Origin of the sequence: Viridibacillus sp. FSL E2-0187 (genome assembly GCF_038006425.1) — a bacterium.
In the GTDB taxonomy this organism is placed as follows: Bacteria; Bacillota; Bacilli; order Bacillales_A; family Planococcaceae; genus Viridibacillus; species Viridibacillus arvi.
The window spans coordinates 1,377,587-1,397,858 of sequence record NZ_JBBOVG010000001.1 but is presented as its reverse complement, the minus strand read 5'-3'; the positions used below and the strand labels follow the sequence as shown (position 1 = coordinate 1,397,858).

Annotated in this window: 16 protein-coding genes; 2 read left to right on the top strand and 14 right to left on the bottom strand. The window is 34.3% G+C overall.

What is annotated here, in order from left to right:
* Nucleotides 1-8: 8 nt before the first annotated feature.
* The 7 genes from MHH85_RS06650 to MHH85_RS06620 all read right to left on the bottom strand — a co-directional run bounded on the left by MHH85_RS06650 (nt 9) and on the right by MHH85_RS06620 (nt 9,763).
* Nucleotides 9-1,187 carry an amidohydrolase gene (locus tag MHH85_RS06650; RefSeq protein WP_340706376.1) on the bottom strand — a complete coding sequence of 393 codons (1,179 nt, stop codon included), beginning with the start codon at nt 1,185-1,187 and terminating at the stop codon, nt 9-11.
* A 69-nt stretch (nt 1,188-1,256) separates the two neighbouring features.
* Complete coding sequence (hutH, locus tag MHH85_RS06645; RefSeq protein WP_193740086.1) at nt 1,257-2,774, bottom strand: histidine ammonia-lyase; 1,518 nt, start codon at nt 2,772-2,774, stop codon at nt 1,257-1,259.
* A gap of 35 nt (nt 2,775-2,809) precedes the next feature.
* On the bottom strand, nt 2,810-4,126 hold the full coding sequence (locus MHH85_RS06640; RefSeq protein WP_340706375.1) for a Na+/H+ antiporter family protein: 1,317 nt from the start codon (nt 4,124-4,126) through the stop codon (nt 2,810-2,812).
* A 58-nt stretch (nt 4,127-4,184) separates the two neighbouring features.
* Nucleotides 4,185-5,345, bottom strand: a complete 1,161-nt coding sequence (locus MHH85_RS06635) for a M20/M25/M40 family metallo-hydrolase (protein ID WP_340706374.1) — start codon at nt 5,343-5,345, stop codon at nt 4,185-4,187.
* Nucleotides 5,346-5,358: 13 nt separating this feature from the next.
* Complete coding sequence (gene hutI / locus MHH85_RS06630) at nt 5,359-6,627, bottom strand: imidazolonepropionase (protein WP_340706373.1); 1,269 nt, start codon at nt 6,625-6,627, stop codon at nt 5,359-5,361.
* Between the two features lie 15 nt (nt 6,628-6,642).
* On the bottom strand, nt 6,643-7,980 hold the full coding sequence (locus tag MHH85_RS06625) for a YjiH family protein (protein ID WP_340706372.1): 1,338 nt from the start codon (nt 7,978-7,980) through the stop codon (nt 6,643-6,645).
* A gap of 61 nt (nt 7,981-8,041) precedes the next feature.
* The gene (locus MHH85_RS06620) at nt 8,042-9,763 is read right to left on the bottom strand and encodes a urocanate hydratase (RefSeq protein ID WP_193740090.1); all 1,722 of its coding nucleotides are present in this window, start codon (nt 9,761-9,763) and stop codon (nt 8,042-8,044) included.
* 313 nt (nt 9,764-10,076) lie between these two features.
* Between MHH85_RS06620 and MHH85_RS06615 the strand changes: the two genes are divergently transcribed.
* Nucleotides 10,077-11,765: a sigma-54 interaction domain-containing protein gene (locus tag MHH85_RS06615; RefSeq protein WP_340706371.1), complete on the top strand. Its 1,689-nt coding sequence runs from the start codon at nt 10,077-10,079 to the stop codon at nt 11,763-11,765.
* Nucleotides 11,766-12,041: 276 nt separating this feature from the next.
* On the opposite strand, the gene MHH85_RS06610 is transcribed toward MHH85_RS06615, so the two are convergent.
* Together MHH85_RS06610 and MHH85_RS06605 are read right to left on the bottom strand one after the other, a co-directional pair.
* Nucleotides 12,042-12,719 (bottom strand): hypothetical protein, encoded by a 678-nt coding sequence (locus tag MHH85_RS06610; RefSeq protein WP_340706370.1) that lies wholly within the window; start codon nt 12,717-12,719, stop codon nt 12,042-12,044.
* Nucleotides 12,720-13,922 (bottom strand): pyocin knob domain-containing protein, encoded by a 1,203-nt coding sequence (locus MHH85_RS06605; RefSeq protein ID WP_340706369.1) that lies wholly within the window; start codon nt 13,920-13,922, stop codon nt 12,720-12,722.
* Nucleotides 13,923-14,544: 622 nt separating this feature from the next.
* Between MHH85_RS06605 and MHH85_RS06600 the strand changes: the two genes are divergently transcribed.
* Nucleotides 14,545-16,020 (top strand): DNA-binding response regulator, encoded by a 1,476-nt coding sequence (locus MHH85_RS06600; RefSeq protein ID WP_340706368.1) that lies wholly within the window; start codon nt 14,545-14,547, stop codon nt 16,018-16,020.
* Between the two features lie 87 nt (nt 16,021-16,107).
* Here the strand turns inward: MHH85_RS06600 and MHH85_RS06595 are convergent, their stop codons facing one another.
* The 5 genes from MHH85_RS06595 to MHH85_RS06575 form a co-directional block, all read right to left on the bottom strand.
* On the bottom strand, nt 16,108-16,764 hold the full coding sequence (locus MHH85_RS06595) for a uridine kinase family protein (RefSeq protein WP_340706367.1): 657 nt from the start codon (nt 16,762-16,764) through the stop codon (nt 16,108-16,110).
* A gap of 32 nt (nt 16,765-16,796) precedes the next feature.
* Entirely contained in the window at nt 16,797-17,150 is a 354-nt protein-coding gene (locus MHH85_RS06590; RefSeq protein ID WP_340706366.1) for a DUF2019 domain-containing protein, read from the bottom strand.
* 238 nt (nt 17,151-17,388) lie between these two features.
* Nucleotides 17,389-18,174 carry a GNAT family N-acetyltransferase gene (locus tag MHH85_RS06585; protein ID WP_340706365.1) on the bottom strand — a complete coding sequence of 262 codons (786 nt, stop codon included), beginning with the start codon at nt 18,172-18,174 and terminating at the stop codon, nt 17,389-17,391.
* Between the two features lie 215 nt (nt 18,175-18,389).
* Entirely contained in the window at nt 18,390-19,232 is an 843-nt protein-coding gene (locus tag MHH85_RS06580; RefSeq protein WP_340706364.1) for a DUF2785 domain-containing protein, read from the bottom strand.
* A 19-nt stretch (nt 19,233-19,251) separates the two neighbouring features.
* The gene (locus MHH85_RS06575) at nt 19,252-20,178 is read right to left on the bottom strand and encodes a hypothetical protein (RefSeq protein WP_340706363.1); all 927 of its coding nucleotides are present in this window, start codon (nt 20,176-20,178) and stop codon (nt 19,252-19,254) included.
* Nucleotides 20,179-20,272 lie beyond the last annotated feature (94 nt).

The following is a 20,272-nucleotide window of genomic DNA, read 5'->3' as shown; positions in this document are numbered from 1 at the left end:
ATTAAAAGTTACATATTAAATTTCTTAGCTGTATGAACAAAAACATTAACACCAATCTCTAAGGCATCTTCATTTATTTGAAACTTTGGATGATGGTGTGGGTAATTCAAAGTTTCATCTTCAAAACCTGCTCCAATTCCAAGAAATACTCCTGGTGCTTTTGATAAGAAAGCAGAGAAATCCTCTCCCCCCATAATTGGCGGCACATGAAGTAAATAATTTGCTCCCATTTCTTTCTTAACCACTTCTTCAATAGTAGCAATAATTTGCTCATCGTTATAAACAGAGTCATATCCATACGTAAATTCCAAATTATAATTTGCTTCATGAGACGCTACGATATTTTTGACATTCACTTCAATCTGTCTTGCTATTTCCTCTCGGACACTTTGAGAGTAAGTTCGAATCCCGCCTCCGATTACTATTCTTTCTGGAATAATATTCTTCGCTGCTCCGCCATTAAATTCCGTTACTGCTAAAACTGCTTGTTCTTTCGCAGCAATCTTTTGAGGGATAATTTGATGCAAACTACTCACAATTTGTGAACCTATTAATATAGGATTAATGGAGTCTTCAGGCTGTGAGGAATGACCTCCTTTACCGATAACATCAATTTCAAATGTATCAGAATTCGCTGTAAAATAACCTGGGCAAAATCCGATTTTCCCAGTTGGTATCATGCTAAAAACGTGTAATCCTAAAATTTCATCAACGCCATCCATTACATTTGCTGCGACCATTTCACTCGCACCACCAGGGAATACTTCCTCAGCATGCTGAAAAATAAAACGAATCTCACCTTTAATTTTATGCTGTTGCTTTGATAGTATTTTTGCTGCTCCAAGTAGTATGGCCGAATGTGCATCATGTCCACAAGCATGCATAACATCAGGAACTTTTGAAGCAAATGGAAGATCCACTTCCTCTTGAATAGGTAGTGCATCTATATCAGCTCTAAATGCGAGCACTTTTCCAGGTTCATTTCCTACTAGGCGCGCGACGATGCTTGTTTTAGTAGGTTTAGAAAGTTCAAGATTTGGAAAAGTTGATAAAGTTTTATATATAAAAGCTGATGTTTCATATTCGTTAAAAGATAACTCCGGGTTTTCATGTAAATGCTGTCTCCATGAAATAACATCATTCATTACTTGTTGAATTTCTGCACTTTGTTCTTGTATCTTACTCATTATTCCACCCATTTCTTTTTATTTTTTTAAAAGAATAGGATGAGAATATCTCATCCTATCACTCATTAATTAAAATAAATCATTACTTTGAAGTAAAAATTTCGCCAGTGCTTCTGTCTCTTCACTAATTGCTTTGTCTGCAGTAAGTGGTGGACAAATTTCTCTAACTTTCTCTAAGTAAGCTCTTGTTCCTGGAGCTAATTGATCCTCTATTTTCTCCAAATAAATTGCTTGTGAAGCTGCAATTAGCTCTATTGCAATTACCCTTGCTGCATTATGCACAATTTGATGTACTTGTCTTGCAGCTGTTGTTCCCATACTCACGTGATCTTCTTGGTTACCAGATGTTGGAATAGAATCTACACTCGCTGGATGGGCTAGTACTTTGTTTTCAGAAACTATTGAAGCAGCAACATATTGCAATACCATTAGGCCACATTCTAATCCTGGATCAGTAGCCAAGAATGGCGATAACCCACTTAATGCTGGGTTAACTAATCTTTCTGTACGTCGCTCCGAAATATTTGCCCATTCAGATACACTAACTTTCAGAAAATCCATTGCTAGAGCAATTGGTTGGCCATGGAAATGTCCGCCAGAAATGACTTCTCCATTTTCCAACACGATAGGGTTATCGGTAGTTGCGTTCATCTCTGTTAATAGACGTTCTTCTACATAATTAAATGTCTGCCAAGATGCGCCGTGTACTTGTGGAATGCAACGTATAGAATAGGCATCTTGCATTCGAACCTCACCTTGCTTAGTAACCCGTCTACTCCCTTCTAACCAACCGCGCATTCGACTAGCTACAAATTCAAGTTCTTTATGTGGTCTAACTGCTAGTAATTCTGGATCAAATGCTGAGATAATTCCTTGAAGAGCTTCCATTGTTAAACATGCTGCCATATCTGCTGCATAACCGATTCGCTCTGCCTCATTCAAGGTTATCACACCAATTCCCGTCATTGCTTGTGTTCCATTTATTAATGCCAATCCTTCTTTTGCTTTTAATCTCACAGGTTGCAAACCTACTTTTGCTAAAGCTTCCCCACCAGTAATAATTTCACCTTCGTATTCAGCTTTACCTTCACCTATTAATACGAGAGCAATATGTGCTAAGGGAGCTAGGTCTCCACTCGCTCCTACTGACCCTTGAGACGGCACTACAGGATGGATTTTATTGTTAATTAATTCCACTAATAGTTGCAATGTATCTTCACAAATTCCGGAGAACCCCTTAGCTAGAGCATTTGTACGTAATATCATCATTGCACGTACAATCTCTTTAGATAGTGGCTGACCTACTCCTACCGCATCAGCACGCAGTAAGTTCAGTTGTAATAATTCAATATCTTCATCCTCTATCTTCACATCACTTAACTTTCCAAACCCTGTATTTACACCATAAATTGTTGCACCTTCAGCTAATTTCTTTTCAATACGCTCTCGACTTTCACGGACTCTCTTCCAACTATTATCTGAAATAGAAACAGTAGCTTCTCCATCCACAATTCGCTGAATATCTTGCCTAGTCAGTGAATTACCATCCAGTTCAATCGTTTTTAATTTAACTGTTGCTTCTCCCATTTCAAAACCACCTTATAAATTGAATATTCTGTTTTTTATAAAACCATTGCTGCAATAATTCCGAATATAAATAACGGAATGTTGTAATGAATAAACGTAGGTACGCATGTATCCCATATATGATCATGTTGTCCATCTGCATTTAAACCTGATGTTGGACCAAGTGTACTATCTGATGCTGGAGAGCCCGCATCTCCTAATGCACCTGCCGTACCAATAATGGCAGCGGTAGCTAATGGACTAAAGCCTATTGAGATACATAAAGGAACAAATACAACTGCAAGGATCGGTACAGTTCCAAATGATGTACCTATTCCCATTGTTACAAGTAAACCAATAAATAACAATAGAGTTGCTGTAATTAATTTACTATCCCCTGTCACACCATTTACTGCATTAACTAGTTCGCTAATAGCATTAGTTTCTTTTAAAATAGTGGCATATCCAGAAGCTATAAGCATGATAAAGGCTATAACTCCCATTAATTTAACCCCACCCTGCACTACATCTTCTCCTTCTTTTATTGTCACAATTCGACCTACAAACATTACAATAATTCCAGATAATGCCCCCAACACTAATGAACTAAATGTTAATTGAATTGCTAATGCAATAATTACAGCAAAGATTGTTATTCCATCTCTAAGCTCAAAATTCCGTTTAGGTTGTTCATTCTTCGCTTCTTTTAAAAATTCAATATCTTCATTTGTTTGTGCATAATTTCGTGGTTTTCGATAAGTAATGAATATTGCTATAAACAAACCAACCCACATGCCAATAGCTGGTATAATCATTGCTACTGGAACACTAGTCTGATTTATTGCCATACCGTTCTTTGTCATTTCCGTTGCAATAATCCCCTGAAATATCAAACCGTAGGCTACTGGGATACACAAATAAGGCATTTTCAAACCAAAAGTAAGAGCTGAAGCTAGTGCTCGACGATCAATTTTCAACTTATTAAAGAAGTATAAAAGCGGCGGTACTAATATGGGAATAAAAGCAATATGAACAGGTATTAATGTTCCAGACAAACAGGCAGTTAAAGCTAACCCAAAAATAAAAATGTACTTACTAGGTTTCTTTATAGCTAATAATCTATTAATTAAGACACCTGGTATACCAGAATGAGCAATCATCGCTGCAAATATCCCTAATAATATATAACTTAATGCTGTCCCAGATTGCGCTCCCATTCCATCTATAAAAATGGTCATTGTTTCACTAAGCGGTAGCCCAGCCACTAACCCTGCTACTATCGCAGCAATTAATAACGCAAAGATAACATGCACCCTTAATAAGCTTAGTACGGTTAGAATGATAACAGATATCAACACCGGATTATCTAACATATTTCCCCTCCAACCTTATTTAAGAAAACGCTTACTTATTCTCAAATAACACTGCAAATTATTTATTATTCTCATACCATTGCTCAATTAACGAAGCTGTTAATCTTCCTGTATTAATTAGATTTTCTATACTAATACATTCTCTATATGAATGAATATTCTGGAAGCCGTTACCTAAAGTAATACATGTTAACCCATTCTCATTAAGTACATTTGTATCTGCTCCACCTAATGTATTCGTTAAATACGGCTGAACGTTTATTTGTCGAGATGCATCTGTAACATTTTGAACGAGAATATGTTCTTCAGGAATATCAAAACCACTGTATTTCTTTTCTAGAGTGATTTCTACTACTCCCCCCAGTTCTTTTGCTGCTTCTTTCATCACCTGCTCCATGTGTCGAAGTTGCATATTTAATTTTTCTTTTGAAAAACTTCTTACTTCTCCAGCTAGTGTGACAGTACCCGGAATAATAGATGTTAATTCTCCGCCTTCTATCATACCAACATTTGCCAATGTCTCTTCATCTACTTTACCTAACTTCATTTTTAGTAGACCAGCCGCTGCGATTACAAAAGCACTATTTCCTTCTTCAGCATTTAGAGCAATATGCGCCGCATTTCCTTTTACCTTTAAATAAATGCGACTACTAAAAGGTCCTTTTAAAATGGTTTGACCAACATCTCCACTGCTGTCAAATATATAACCTACTTTACTTTTAATCTTGCTATAGTCCATAAAACGGGCACCTACTAAACCTGGTTGTTCATTTACTGTTAACAGTAATTCAATAGGGCCATGAGGAATCTCACTCTCAATAACAGCTCGGATAGCCTCGATATAAGAAGCGAGAGCTGCGCGATCATCTGCTCCTAAAATAGTTGTGCCATCAGAATATATAACACCATCTTTTATAACTGGTTTCAGGTTTTTCGTTGGTAAAACAGTATCCATATGCGTCGAAAAGAACAATGGTGGAATAGTTGAATCCGTACCTTCTTTCCAAGCTACTAAGTTCCCAACTTCACCGTTAAAGTTTTTATGAGCTTCATCAAATTCAATAGTAAACCCAAGTTTAGGGAGTTCCTTTGCTAAATAATCTGCGACAAGCTGCTCTTTTGTACTAGGACCATCAATTTTTGCAAGATCTAAAAACAATTCTAGTAAACGTTGTTCATTTACTTTTGAAGCAGCTTTCGAATGCAATTGTACTTTCATTTTTATTCCTCCTCTAAAATTCAACATTCTCTAAAATTTTTGTTCTTTCCTCATAAACTACTTCCCCATTTTTAATCACTGTATCTACTAAATTCGAACCAAGTTCATAGGCAACATGCTTATAATTTGGTACATCCCATATTTGAAGGTCTGCAAGTTGGCCAACAGCTATTGTCCCTCGATCTTCTAAATTTAATGCCTTTGCTCCGCCCCAAGTTGCAGCTTTAATCGCTTCTTCTACAGAGAATTGATAAAGCCTGCATGCCAATTGCATAACAAATTGCATTGAAGTTGTATAACAAGCAGGACACATATCCGTTGCAAGAGCTATGGTCATGCCAGAATCCAACATTCGTCTAGCATTAAAAGGCTTTTTGTGAGCAACTGCAAAATCAAGTGCAGGCATAACGACACCAACGACTTTACTATCTACTAGCCTTTTCATAACATGATCTGGAGTATAGTTTAAATGATCAATTGATATCATTTTCATATCCGCTGCTAAATCTGAACCTCCAATATAGGAGTACGCATCAGCATGAATCTTAGGAAGCATTCCGGCTGCTAATCCAGCTTCTAAAATTTGTCTAGACTCTTCTGCGGTAAAATAGCCATCATCACACCATACATCGCAAAATTCAGCTAGATTCTTTTTTCCAACCTCTGGAATCATATCCTCTAAAATAACTTTTAAGTATTGTTCTTTTGTCATACCTTCCGGGAAACCATGCGCTCCTAAAAATGTATTTATTACATCTATTGGTGTCTCTTCTTGCAATTTACGTCCCACTTCAAGAATTTTCATCTCACTTTCAACCGTTAAACCATATCCACTTTTACTTTCAACTGTTGTTGTACCATGCTTGAGCATTGAATACATTCTTTTTTTGGATTGGCTTAACAATTCACTTGCTGGCTGATTACGAGTCAGTTCAATTGTTCGATTAGGACCGGTTTTAATTTCCAATTCCTTCAAATTTTCTTCTGCATTACCATAAAGTTTAGCTGCGTATTCCTCTACACGGCTACCATAAAAAACTAAATGCGTATGTGAATCGACAAAGCCTGGTGCTACAACTTTTCCGGTGGCATCAATAACATTGTGATTATCTCGAATATAGTGATTTTTCACACCTTCTTGAGAGCAAACCTCAATAATAACACCATCTTGTATGACAATTGCAACATTAGTTAACGGACAAATATCCGACATTTTATCTCCCACACAGCTTACTACTTGAGCAGCATTTTCAATAATTAACTGTGGTCTAATTTTAGTCAATTCAATAACTCCTTTCTATAAAAGCAAATATACAATTGGCGTCACAATAATTAACGTCAACACTGTTCGAATGAACCAAATAATAATCATTTGACCAACGTTAATAGGAATCTCCGTTGATAAAATACATGGTATTAGCGCTGAAAAGAACAAAATAGCCGAAATAGATAATACCGCTATAATAAATCGAGTTTCTAATGGTGCTTCTAATATCACTAATGATGGTAAAAACATATCAATTAAATTAATTACCGCAGCTTTTGCCGCTAACATTGGTTCTGCTATTTGTAGTAAATAGGTTAGTGGATAAAAGATATATGCTAGGTAATCAAAAATTGGTGTATTATTCACTAGAAGCAAGCCTATTAATCCAATAGACATAATAGTTGGCAATATTCCCATTGCCATGACTATGCCATCCTTAACGTTCTCTATAATGTTTTTCCAAATACTTTTTGCATTCTCTGCGGTAGTTAATCCTTCATTCCAAGCATGTTTCAGTCGATTTTTTGTAACAATTTGTTCAGGGTCTCCCGGCTTATTTTCATAATAGTCATTACTCATGTTTCTTATCGGCCAAATACGCACTGTAATTGCGGTCACAAGAAATGTTACAAAAAATGTTGTCCAAAAATACAAATTCCATATAGACATCAAATCCAGAGTATTAGCTACAACAATCATAAAAGTTGCGGATACCGTTGAAAAACCTGTAGCAATAATAGCTGCTTCCTTAGCCGTATATTTCCCTTCCTTAAAGATACGGTTTGTTATTAATAACCCTATGGAATAACTACCGACGAATGAAGCAACAGCATCTACAGCCGATCGACCTGGGGTTTTCCAAAATGGTCGCATTATAGGCTGCATTAAAATCCCAATGAATTCTAATAGACCATATCCAACAAGTAGTGCTAAAAAAATGGCACCAATTGGTACAAGAACACCTATTGGAGTAAGTAGCGCATTATACCAATATGGTCCCATATCCTCAGCCATCAACCAATCTGGTCCAATATTAAAAACAACTAGAACTGCTGCAATCGCACCAAATACTTTTAAAAAAGAAATACCTGCTTCAATCAATGAAGAATTCCATGTTTTTTTATAAAATGGATAAAGTGCTCCCAGAATTACTATTACTAAAATGTAGTAAACTATAAGAGAACTAAAAGTAGTTCGAATCCATCCAACTAAGTGATCTAGTGGGATAGAGTTTTTTCCATTAATGGTGAGCGGTAAGAAAAACATAAATATGCCAAGTACACTGCATAAGAAGAACTTTAAAATAGTTGTCGTTGAATACTTTCTGTTTTCAACTTGGTCATTTCCTATTTGCCCTATTTTTTGCATTTTTTCACCTCAATTCATTTAAAAAAGGGTCTAACAATTCTGATTAGACCCCCAAAATCTATTACTTCAGCACACTAGTTTTTTTTATATCTTTCGGTCCAAATGTAGCTGTTGGTTCCCACCATAATGGAACTTGAATACTTTCATTTGTCAATTTACCTTTCCCATTTGCTACTTCTTTAGCAGTTTCATAACCTGCTTGTGCATGACGTATTACTCCAATACCCGAATCAACTGTCATGGCAACTTCAAGTCGCATATCCGCTTCTTCAGTACCATCAGCAATCATTGTTACACCAGTATGAACAGCTTCACCCATAGAATAATTAGCCTGAAGTGCGATTAAGTCACACATACCAACTGCGTTCAATAAGCCATTTAATACTGGCCAATCAGAAATTAAATCTCCACCATCTTTCATATTTTCAGACTCAAATGTTGGATTTACAATTGATCCAGAATCTAAATTATCTCGAGAAAATGCAACTGGCCCGCTCAATTCCCCTCTACGGATCATGTCATTTACTTCTAATGCAAATTTTTTGCGTTGGCCAAATCCCATATAACAAATGCGAGCTGGTAATGCTTCAATTGGGATATGCTCTTTTGCCAACTTGATCCAACGTGTGACTAATAAATCATCACTAAATTTCTCTAAAATCATATCATCAATTTTACGTAAATCTTCAGCTTCACCTGACATGCAAATCCATCTGAATGGTCCACGTCCTTCACAGAATAATGGACGGATGTATTCAGCAACAAATCCTGGTAAACGTTTTGCTTCTTTTGCATCCATTCCCGCATCAATACATTCTTTACGAATGCTTGTGCCATATTCGAATGAATTTACTCCTAAGTCTAAGAACTTAATAAGCGCATTGAGTTCACGGACCATTGTTTTACGAGCTTCTAATAAGTATTTATCGCGGTCTGATTCACGTAATTCCTCAGCCTCTTCAACTGTATAGTTTGCCGGTAAATACGCAAATGGATCATGTGCAGGAGTCATAGAAGTAGTAATATCCGGCAAGAAATTCTTCTCTAGAGCTTCCTCAAAAATATCTGCAGCGTTCCCAACTACTGCAATACCTATTGCTTCTCCCTTTTCCGCTTTCTCTTTTGCCAGTGAAACGGCTTTGTCAAACGATTCAACAACTACATCTATAAATCCTTTTTCAATACGGCGATTAATAATATCAATATTTGAATCACATAAAATTGCAACACCCCCGTGCATCGTCATAGCACGTGTTTGATTTCCACCCATGCCACCTGCTCCAGCAGTCAGTAAAATTTTCCCTACTAAAGAATCGTTGTAGTGTAAACGAGCAATTGCTGAAAGAGTTTCAAATGTCCCTTGAATAACTCCTTGTGTTCCGATATATTCCCATGGTGCAGCAGTGTAATTAGCATACATCGTCAAGTTTTTATCTTGTAAATCATAAAACGTTGGCCAATCTGCTTTCATGATATTTGTAGTTGCCATTACAACAGTGGGAGCATATTTATGAGTTTTGAAAATAGCAACTGGCATACCTGATTGAACAACTAAAGTTTCATCATCTTCTAAGTTTTTAAGGGAATCAACAATTGCATGGTAGGATTCCCAATTTCGAGCTGCTTTCCCAATCCCTCCATAGATTACTAACTCCTCAGGTTTTTCTGCATTTTCCATATTATTTTCTAGCATTCTTAAAATTACTTCTTGTCTCCATCCTTTACATCGGAGTACGTTCCCTCTTTGCGCTTTTACTGAATATAAAACTTCTGGTGTTTTCATAGTAAATGCCCCCTTTTAGGTTATACATTTAATATAAGCAAAAGGTGTGCCAACTCTTTTTTATAAAACCAAATCACTAATGGATAAATAGTAAGATATAGGTTTCTCAATGAATTTAATTATTTTCATAAGTGTTAATTTATAATCTTTTATTACATTCCTCTTTAAAAATCGCAGATAAATTTTGCACTAAAAAACTATAAATCTATAAAATTCTAATTTTTCTGAAATATCATTGTTTTATGTTACAATCCTATGTAGCAGATAAATTTTGCATATACGAGCTTAATAGTTTCAAAGGGGGATTTTTTCATTGATCGAAGAATTAAAAAGACTAGTGGATAACCTTTGTACAAATGTCATTGTGATGAACGAACAGTTTGAAATTCTATGGTGGAAAACCCATCCGAATCTTTCATTACAATTGAGAAAAAACATTTCTATATGTGAAGTACTTCAGGTAAATAAAAATGAGTTGCAGAATAATACAATTATTTCACTTGATGGCCATCATTATAAAATAAAGTTAGACTCTTACTTATTTGAATATAATTTAATATTTCTAACAATCGAAGATATAGGTGACCTTTCAAATAATCAAACTAATCGCCTCATTTGTTTAGAAGAAGTCTTAGAAAAACTTAATGAAGGAGTAATAGTTAGTGACCGTGATGGGAGCATTATCTACTACAATAAAGCTCAGGAAGAAATGGAACAAATGAAAAAAAATGAAGTTTTAAACAATAAACTTTGGGATGTTTATAAGTACAATAGAAGACAGTCCGAACATGCTCATATCTTCAAAACGGGTAAGCCCATTTACACAAAATACAAAGCTCATTCTAAAACAGATAATGGCCCACAATACGTTGGCTATAGTTCATTTCCAATACAAAAAGATGGACAAACAATTGCTGTATTTTCTATAAGCCATACTGAAACAAGTTTAAAAAACAAACTACTTGAAACAATAGAATTAAAACGTAGCCTCGTTACAAAGGATCTTCAAGTGATAGGAAATACAAATGGAACTTTATATACTTTTGAAAATATTAAGGGTGATAGTCATGTCTTAAAAAGGGCAATTGAAGAGGCACAAAATCTTTCACTTTACGATACTGATGCTTTAATTGTTGGTGAAACAGGAACAGGAAAAGAGTTATTTGCTCAAAGTATGCACAATTTCAGTCCCCGTGCGAACAATCCATTCGTAGCTGTAAACTGTGCGGCAATTCCTGAAAACTTGCTAGAGAGTACTCTATTTGGTTCAGTTAAGGGAGCTTTTACGGGAGCGATTGACCAAGAAGGATTATTTGAATATGCAAAGGACGGCACTTTATTTTTAGATGAAATAAATTCATTGCCAATAACACTTCAACCTAAACTTATGCGCGTTTTGCAAGAAAGAGCTGTAAGAAGAGTAGGTAGTAATAAACTTATTCCTATTACTTGTAGTGTTATTAGTGCATCTAATGAAGATCCAGAACTGCTGGCTTCTGAGGGTCGAATGCGATTGGATTTGTTCTATCGAATCGCACATGCAAGTATTTATATACCCCCTTTAAGAGAAAGAGCTGAAGATATATTATTTTTCATCAATCACTTCCTATCTACTTATCAAAAAAAGTATTTAAAGCAAAATATTATTCTTTCACCTACACTTTATAAAACTTTACTCTCGTATGACTGGCCAGGAAACACAAGAGAGCTACAGCACTTAATTGAGAATTTAGTAATTCAAGCTAAGTCTAATGAAACTGTTTTCGAATCCTTTTTACCTTATTATCTAAGAAAAAAACTCTCCATTACAGATCGTGTCGAAGAAATAGCAAGACCACTTAAGTCCATCCTAGAATCTAATCAAGCTAATTATATAGAAAACATACTTGTCCGCAATAAATGGAATATTACAGTTGCAGCAAAGCAATTAAATATTTCTAGACAATCATTACAATATCACATAAAAAAATTAGGACTGGTTAAATCTGAAGAAGTATTTTAAAGTATGACGCGAAAAATATAGGTACTCGATCGATATAAAGATTAAGAAATAAGTTATAGCAACTATGAATAAAAACAAACCTAACTACCAACTTATATTGGAAATTAGGTTTGTTTTATATTTTGTACTTTTAACTATGTACTAATCCGCTTTACACCATATATATTTCCCTATCTACTATCTATTAAGGAGCTTAACTTCTTGTTTTTCGGCAAAACGAAGACTTTAATAGTTATATTCATATAGAAAGGGGCGCTTATGTCCCCCTCTGTGTTTTCACACTAATTTAATCGTCATTCCTGATTTATAGACTTTAAAGTTTAAAGAATCATCCGTGTTTTTATCACCATTTGCCGAAAATATTTCTAACTCGATTTGATCTGTCGGCAGTATTGCCCCTGTATTTAGCCTGATACTTTTCAAATCTTGTTTAACTCCAACTCTCGGAGTGCTAAACATAATCGCCGTACCATTGACCAGGTATTTTTTTTGTGTGGCGTTCCAGACACTCACCCGTACAAAATCGGCTTTGGTTAAGGAATACGTTACTTCTAAAGACAATGTAAAATCATAAAAATGATTTGGAACTAGTGATCCAATCGGTATGACAAGCCCCGTTCCAGCCCAAGGAGTTGAAACATGGAAATAGTCTGTCGTATTTTCAATAATAACTGAAGCCTTGTCATTCGCCCTTGCTTTGGCTGAATTAATCGGCTTAATGATGTTTACAATACCTTTAATAGCTTTCATACCCTTGTGAGTTTGAATTCTAAGGAAAGAAGAATTTCCACCCCCTCCCCCTTTCGCATCTACTAGTTCATAGCAAGCTAGACCTTTATGCGTCATCACCTGTAGAGATTTATCCAGGATAGAAGTATCTCTCATTGAGTACAAAGGAATTTCAAATGTCCCTTTAGCTGTATGGATGCGTTGATAGGCAATAGGCGTGCCCATTTATAGATCACTCCTAATCCACATCTTACCAATCGCAGGATTCACAGGGTCTGCTGATAATACTTCGATGCTTGCAGGAACACCACCATTACCACTCAATTTCCATGGAGTCCAGTCGGTTAAACCGAACTTTGACCTAATATAGAAATTCTCAGTTCCTTGATGCGGAACATAAAATTGCGCTACGTTATCTCCCGTTGTGAAAACGATCATAATTCCATATTCATAAGCTCCTACAGGCTGATGAAGAGCTGCTTTTAATCCTGATGGTTCAATGATTCGATACGTTCCCATCTTCTGGACCGTATTCCAGTCACGCCCCACCAATTCACCTTCTGCGGTCAATCCACCAACACCGATTCTGTTTGTGTTCTCACCATTGTTGACGTAACGTTCCTCAGGAAAGAACATCATATTTATATTGTTCATGGAACTAGTGGAGGTAAATTCTGCAATAGGACCTGAATGTTGAATCAACTGTGTATCCCATAGAACGCCGGTGAACGAATTCCCCATACCCGATATTTTCAAAATTTGCTTCGTTGTAGTGCCTGGTTGAATCTGCAGGTTTGAAAATACGTTCCCCGAACATTCAAATGGCACAGAAGTATTTGATTCAATCACAATCATTTGATTACACTCTGACAATGTGATTTTGTCGAATCGGTTTGCATTGATCCACGTTTGGCCCTTAGTTGGTTCAGTTGCTTTTAATTTAATTCCGATGTCAAAATTCCATATCACAAGTCGTTCAATGTTTAGAAATTGAATTTGATGCGTTTCTCCACCCGAGAATAAAGATAAGCCTATCCCGCTAGTCGTTGATGTCCAGTTCCAAATGACTAAATCACGTATAACTGTTTTGGCACTAGTACTATCATACCTATATTTCCCGTCTAAATAGACAACTTCCTTAGCGTAATTAACAATTCCTATACTGATTGTTCCACCACAGAAAGAAGCTCCTTGTTCCAACTCAAAACCTCTCAAATTTGCATCTAATGAGTAATGAGTTGCACGTTCTCCGCGTAACTCTACCCCTTCACGAATCTTAATTGTTGCGTTTAGTTGGTATTTACGTTCTTCTGCAATGACGACTTTTTGCTTATTTGCAAACGCAAAATCTAAAGCAGCTTGAATTTTGATGGCATCCGTCGCCCCTGTAAAATCACTGACAAACACCTGTGTTTTTGATTCACTCATTCGTAACCTCCACTAATTTAAATTTTAAACCTTTTAATAATTCACCTTACCTATAACAAAATTAAGTCGTAAAATGTCCCTCACCAAATAAACGAATCTTAGTAATTAGTTCATTTATTTAGGTATCCTACTTTTACAATGATTTTTTAGTGGATGGTTTACTTCTACACATATTGTATGATCAGTATTTCTAAAACTTATCGACAATGATTTATGAAATTCCAATTATCACCTCATAACATCCCCAAATTCGTTCAATGACTTCTTCTGAATGTCCAGCCATATGGTGGCTATGATCTATAGAAATATTAAAGTCTTTTTAAACCTCACTAATTTCCATATAGCAGTTTACAAAAATCATTGTTCCAAAACATCATATGCTAATACAGTTTATCCCACGAATTTATATGAAGTTGTTTAAATAATTGTCTTTACATCATCTAAACCATTTCAATAAACTGTTGGCGATTTAGGTATTATCCAGGCAGCTATAAATAGGTGTTAAAAGAAAAAGAGGAATTATTTTAGATTGTATAGAATTATATTAGATTAGATAGGGACTTATTTTAGATTTTTTAGCAATAACATATTAATCAAAAATAATGGAGTGGTGGTGGTAAGGTTGAAACTTTTAATAATTGATAGAGATCAAACCGAAAGAACAGGTATTCAATGGTTTATTAAACACTATCAGTTGGATATTACTACTGTTTACGAGGCAGGAACCGTTGAAGATGCTATAAATTGTCTTGAAATGGAGAATCCAGAAATTATTTTGCTGGAACTTGAAATCTTAATGCAAGATAAGACAAACGGATTAAAGAGGGCTTTATCGATTCAACCTCATCATTTAATCACAATAACTGCAGAACCCTTATTTAAGAATGCCCAAGAAGCTCTTTCTTTACGAGCTTTAACTTTGCTTGTAAAACCAATCGATTTGAATTTATTGAAACAGTATTTAACACATGCATGTCGTCAAATATTGAATCCTTTTAAAGATACACTTTCTTACGTACAAGAGAACTCAATCTATCCAGCATTATTTATAGATGATTCCCCTACTCCAATAGAAGACAATGTTTTTTGCTTTATGATAGAAACTGAGTTTTCAGAGCAAAATGAGTTACTCTTTCATTGGCTACAATCACTACCTTTCTCACAGCAATTTACCTTTTATCCATTATCAAAAAGAATTATGTGCTTCTCTAGAGACAAAAATTTAGAAGAATTAATTAAAAAGGGAAAATCAATTATGCGAGAGTGGACTAAATCCCATAACGCTTATTTAAATATCGCCATCTATGATTTATCTAATAGATCCATAAAAACTATGTATAATCAACTAAAACAGGCATTGAGTTTGCGTTTTCAAAGTGGGTTTTCTCAATTTTTTTATGTTAGCCAAATGCCGGTCTACAAAAAATTCGATCACTTTTTAACAATTGAGCAACAGCGCCTTTGGATTAATGGATTAGAGCAAAATGATGTCCAAACTATTAAATTATTTTTATATAACATTTCAAATTTGGAGATTTACTATCAACCCGATGCTATTCGCATTCATCTTACAAGCATATTAGCTCAAGTAAGACGTTTTATGCTGAAATACCAAATGGAAAAAATGATTGAAGTCGAAAAAAAATACGACTTATTATTTGATATGATTTTGAATCATCCAGTGCTTTACACTATAATCCAAGAGTTCGTTCTTTTTTGCCAAGATGTAATGAATCAAGCAGTACACCAAAAGGAACACGGCCAGTTTGATTATGTAAATGGAGCACTAGATTATATTGACATTTATTACTCTGATAGCACTTTGAACCTTAAAACACTTGCCGACTTCTTAGGCATTAGCTCAAGCTACTTAAGCATGTTATTTTCAACAACTAAAGGAGTTACTTTTAAACAATACTTAAATGAAAAGCGTCTTACACATGCTATACAACTTCTTAAAGAAACAAGCTTGCAAATTAGTGAGATCGCCTCAACGACAGGATTTAATGATTCAAATTATTTTTCAAAAGTATTTAAATCGAAATTCACTATTAGCCCTATAGCTTATCGTCAGCAAATGAAATTGGTGATAGATTGAGTTGCTAATTTTTAATACCTTATTTAATTATTGTTGTAAACAAAGAGGAATCCATTTTGAAAAATGCCTATTCAAAATGGATTCACTTCATTTCAATTTAAATTCAAAGGTATTTTTCTCTATACATAATGTTTCATCAAAAGTTTTGATAATAATATCAAAATGCTGACTATACGGATGCATAAACACTTCGTATTGAATTCGACGTTCATCATGAGACTGCCTTAAATAATTGATATCAGCTCCCCTTTCAACAATATCACGGCTCGATCTTCTCATTAATTCCGTTTCACTATCTGTATAGAAGTAAATTTTTAAATCAAATAAATCTGGATTAATAAATGCGACACTCATTCCTTCTACAATTGTTACTTTGTTTTTTGAAGAAATTAATTCGCTTTTCATATAATGTGAATCTAGCGTATATAAATCTAAACCATCTCTAATCATCTGAACATCTCTTTCTAATGAAGGCAAATGATGCGCTGATGGATGACAAGCAGTCATTTTAAAACGATGACTCTCGTTTTGATATGTATAGTCGATAATCGCATGCTTTCTTATGGTCGAACTAACAATATAAGGATCTGTATTAATATAATTCACTTCACCTTGATCTAGTAGCTTTACAAACCTATTGGCAAATGTTGTTTTTCCAGCAGCACCATGTCCTGAAATGCCAATAATAATATGCTTATCAGTCATTCTGACCCAACTAATAATATCTTGTAAAATCTTATCCATCATTCTCCTCCTAGTAGAGCTGTATTGATAAATCAACTGTAATATTCCTTTAAATTCCCATTATCCCACTCTTCCAAAAGATAGTATGAATCGAAATTCAAAGACTCTGATAAACTGGCAACAGCCAATATAACTTCTTTCGCTTCTTTTTCATTAACTGAAAGCAGATGTATTGCTGAGGTATATCTTACATACAAGTTAGGATGTTCTAACAAATGAAATAAAGCTTCTACACCGTTAGGGTGCTTTTTAAGGAGTTTGAAATTCTTATACTGTTTATCATATAATTTATTTGTTTTTCTAGAATTCACTACAACTTCATATGCTGAAACACCATATTCTATGGCAGATTCAATGCTATTTTTAATTATCTTTTCTAATTTCATGTTTCAACCTACACTTTAGAATATTGAAACAATTAAGTTCTACATCCATGTTGAAATTAATCGCCCTTTCTTATTATAAGATAAACAAGTTATTAACTGCCCTTTTTTGTGGGAATAATGAGTACTGCCACTTTTGTTGCAAAAAAAAGAAGTTAATCCCCCCTCTTTATTTTTGTTTGTGCCAATTTTTATAGTTTCATTTATTTTTTCTCTTTAATTAGTGCTTTCTGATAAACATTTAGCTATTTTTTATAAATATTGAATATTTATTAGGTTGTCTAAATCCTAATTTTCCAGCTAATTTAATAGATGCATTATTTAATATGTCACAATCCCAGCGAGGCATTATATTATTTTCTAAACAGTGATTTATATATGCTTTTGCATTAATAGCGGCTAATCCTTGTCCCCTATAATCTTCGTGTGTTTCAATATCCATTTCTGAGAAATGAAGTGAGGAAAAAATCGAAGTACATTCACTAACCACTCTCCCTTTATGTAGAATACAATAACCGAAACCCTTTTCAATAAAGTTTGACACAGAACCCCAATACTCTTTATAGTAATTTCCATTATATTCAGAGCTACTATTAATTAACTCTTCATCTATTCTTTTAATAGAATATTCACTGGCAAGAGGACTTTCATATTGAAAATGTTTCTTATTGTCATACGTAAAAGTATACCAGCCTCTCTGCTTTAACTTGTCTTTAAATAGTACGTTAATTACACAATCCCAATTTTCAGATGCAGAAAATAAAGTAAATCGTAGTCCCTTACTTTTTCTATTACAATACAATTCAAAAAGAAAATCATTAAACTGATGATTATCTTCTTCTCCAGCAATGAAATAAATACCGGATTCTGTTCCAATGAGCAATGTCTCAACATTTTTTGAGTCTACATAAACAATTCCATTAATATAATTATTTAATATTGAATAGACAAAAGTCGGAACAGTTTTCAAGTTACTTTCTATTACTTTTATCGCTATATCAAAATCTTTAACACTTAGTGTTATCATCCTATTTAAACCTTCCCCTCGGTACTTAATGAATAGACTACCAGCTTTATATCACTTTATTACCCTTCTAGAAACCACTTCGCATATTTACGAAACAATTATTAGAATCTAATTATCAATACCTGTTCTCAAACTACCCCCTCCATTGAAAATATTCAGTCACAAACAAAAGGATTGAATTCTGTGCAATACAGACTCCAAACCTTTAATGTTTGCTATGCAGTTTGATACATGTTTTTGTGCCAATTTCTTATAGTTTCATTAATTATTTCTCTTAATTTTTGGTTTTCTTTAGTATACTCAATTCTAAAATAGATAACTTTTAAAAAGTTTAAGATGTTATTTTTACACTTGTAGAACTTGATTGATCTGCCTTCTTTTTGATAAAACTCAATAAGTTCATTATTCAATTCAATAATCCACTCTTCTAATTTATTGCTATCTATCATTTTATTATTGAGTAGCGCTTCAATGGCAAACATTAATCGTTCATCTTCGTTGCATACATAGTTTGTTTCTTTAAATAAACAAACTTTTATTAGGTTTAAGCACTTGTTTACATTTTCAAATTGAAAATAAGGATGTTCTATTGCTACAACAAGCATATCTGCACCATGGGCGATACTGTGTGCCCATCCTTTTCCGTCTACGTATCCCCTTGTGTCATTTTCTTCTAGTAAATAACTAATACTACTATCAATCGCTTTTACTACAATACTTTTAGGTAATAAGCATGTATCCTGATCTTTTTTTAAGAGTTCAGTAATTACTAATGCTGAGAAAGATCGTTTGAACACTGAATCCGTATTTTTCTCTCCAATTTGATAAAATAAATAGTCCTCGCTTAAACAGGCTTTCAAAATATTGATCATTTGATCTGAATTCAGCAAATCATTACTAATGAGCATTGCAAAAGTTGAATATATTAACTCATCTCTTAATTCAGAGTCTATGTTTCCAATATTCAAAAGCATTTCTCTCATGATTTCATCAATCTTAAACATTTCATTATTCATTGGTCTATCTAATAACATTTGTAGTTCATGTTTTAATTCCATTTCCCACCAACTCTTTCTACTATTTTAGCAGCTGATTGGCCTGATAATAATCAGCTAGCTCCAATTCTAATCTGTCATATAAATGTTCTTTCAGATAGTTAGAGATAAAATGTTCTTTCTCCTTTTCGATTTCCGAAGAATAGAACAGTTTTTTGAATAGCCCAATTTTATTTTGACTTTCAAACTGACTTAATGCTTCAGCTCGTAATTCTGAAACAACCACGTTCTCAATATGGCGTTCTCTTAATTTCACGGCAATATCCTTCACTTTATGAGCCGTAATGTCTTGAATTTGATCTTTTAAAATCTCATTGTCCTTTATTAACTTCTCTGTTTGTACTTTTATCTCTTCAATCTGTTCATTCGAATCATTAGGAAGAGCAACCAATCTTTGTTTGAAGAAATCTTCATTCACTACTATTTGAGTTTCTGAATCATCCTTCTTTTTGAATTCAAATAAGCCAGTTTGAAGCATTTGATTTAATACATTACTAAGAATATCTACTTTCTCACCTAAATGGTCTGGAACTGTGACTGCTGTTTCTTCTGAAAAGTGAGGTCGTGGATTTACACGACCTACATCATCAATGCCTAAAAGTTCTTTTAAACCTTTCACTCGATACTCATCTTTTAACAACATAATCATTCTCAGCTTTAATATAGCTAAAAAAGATAAACGTATTACAGCTTGCGTTGAGGGAGGCACTTCTTGGTCGAGAAAAATATATTCTTTAAATGGTTTGATATAATATCGTAGCTTTGCATCCGAAATGCCAAACCACTCAGCGACTTCCGCAATTGAATAGAACTTCTTTTCAATTATTTCTGCTAAATAAGAATCGCTGTATAATACCTCTTCCTTAGGTGTATCACGTACGACCGTAAATAATGGATCATGAATTAATACCGCTTGTATTCTTTGCTTCATTTCTTCCGTTACTTTCAATTCGCTCACCTCTGTCCTATACAGTCCAAATTGATATTTATCTTCAATAATTAAGAAAAAACTATGCTTTTTAACACATTTTTTCCACTCTCTA

Bases quoted from the DNA above. Each gene is read 5' to 3' on its own strand.
- hutH (WP_193740086.1), bottom strand. From the start codon at position 2,774: ATGGGAGAAGCAACAGTTAAATTAAAAACGATTGAACTGGATGGTAAT.
- MHH85_RS06640 (WP_340706375.1), bottom strand. From the start codon at position 4,126: ATGTTAGATAATCCGGTGTTGATATCTGTTATCATTCTAACCGTACTA.
- MHH85_RS06625 (WP_340706372.1), bottom strand. From the start codon at position 7,980: ATGCAAAAAATAGGGCAAATAGGAAATGACCAAGTTGAAAACAGAAAG.
- MHH85_RS06590 (WP_340706366.1), bottom strand. From the start codon at position 17,150: ATGAAATTAGAAAAGATAATTAAAAATAGCATTGAATCTGCCATAGAA.
- MHH85_RS06585 (WP_340706365.1), bottom strand. From the start codon at position 18,174: ATGATAACACTAAGTGTTAAAGATTTTGATATAGCGATAAAAGTAATA.
- MHH85_RS06610 (WP_340706370.1), bottom strand. From the start codon at position 12,719: ATGGGCACGCCTATTGCCTATCAACGCATCCATACAGCTAAAGGGACA.
- MHH85_RS06605 (WP_340706369.1), bottom strand. From the start codon at position 13,922: ATGAGTGAATCAAAAACACAGGTGTTTGTCAGTGATTTTACAGGGGCG.
- MHH85_RS06635 (WP_340706374.1), bottom strand. From the start codon at position 5,345: ATGAAAGTACAATTGCATTCGAAAGCTGCTTCAAAAGTAAATGAACAA.
- MHH85_RS06650 (WP_340706376.1), bottom strand. From the start codon at position 1,187: ATGAGTAAGATACAAGAACAAAGTGCAGAAATTCAACAAGTAATGAAT.
- MHH85_RS06580 (WP_340706364.1), bottom strand. From the start codon at position 19,232: ATGGAATTAAAACATGAACTACAAATGTTATTAGATAGACCAATGAAT.
- MHH85_RS06595 (WP_340706367.1), bottom strand. From the start codon at position 16,764: ATGGATAAGATTTTACAAGATATTATTAGTTGGGTCAGAATGACTGAT.
- MHH85_RS06620 (WP_193740090.1), bottom strand. From the start codon at position 9,763: ATGAAAACACCAGAAGTTTTATATTCAGTAAAAGCGCAAAGAGGGAAC.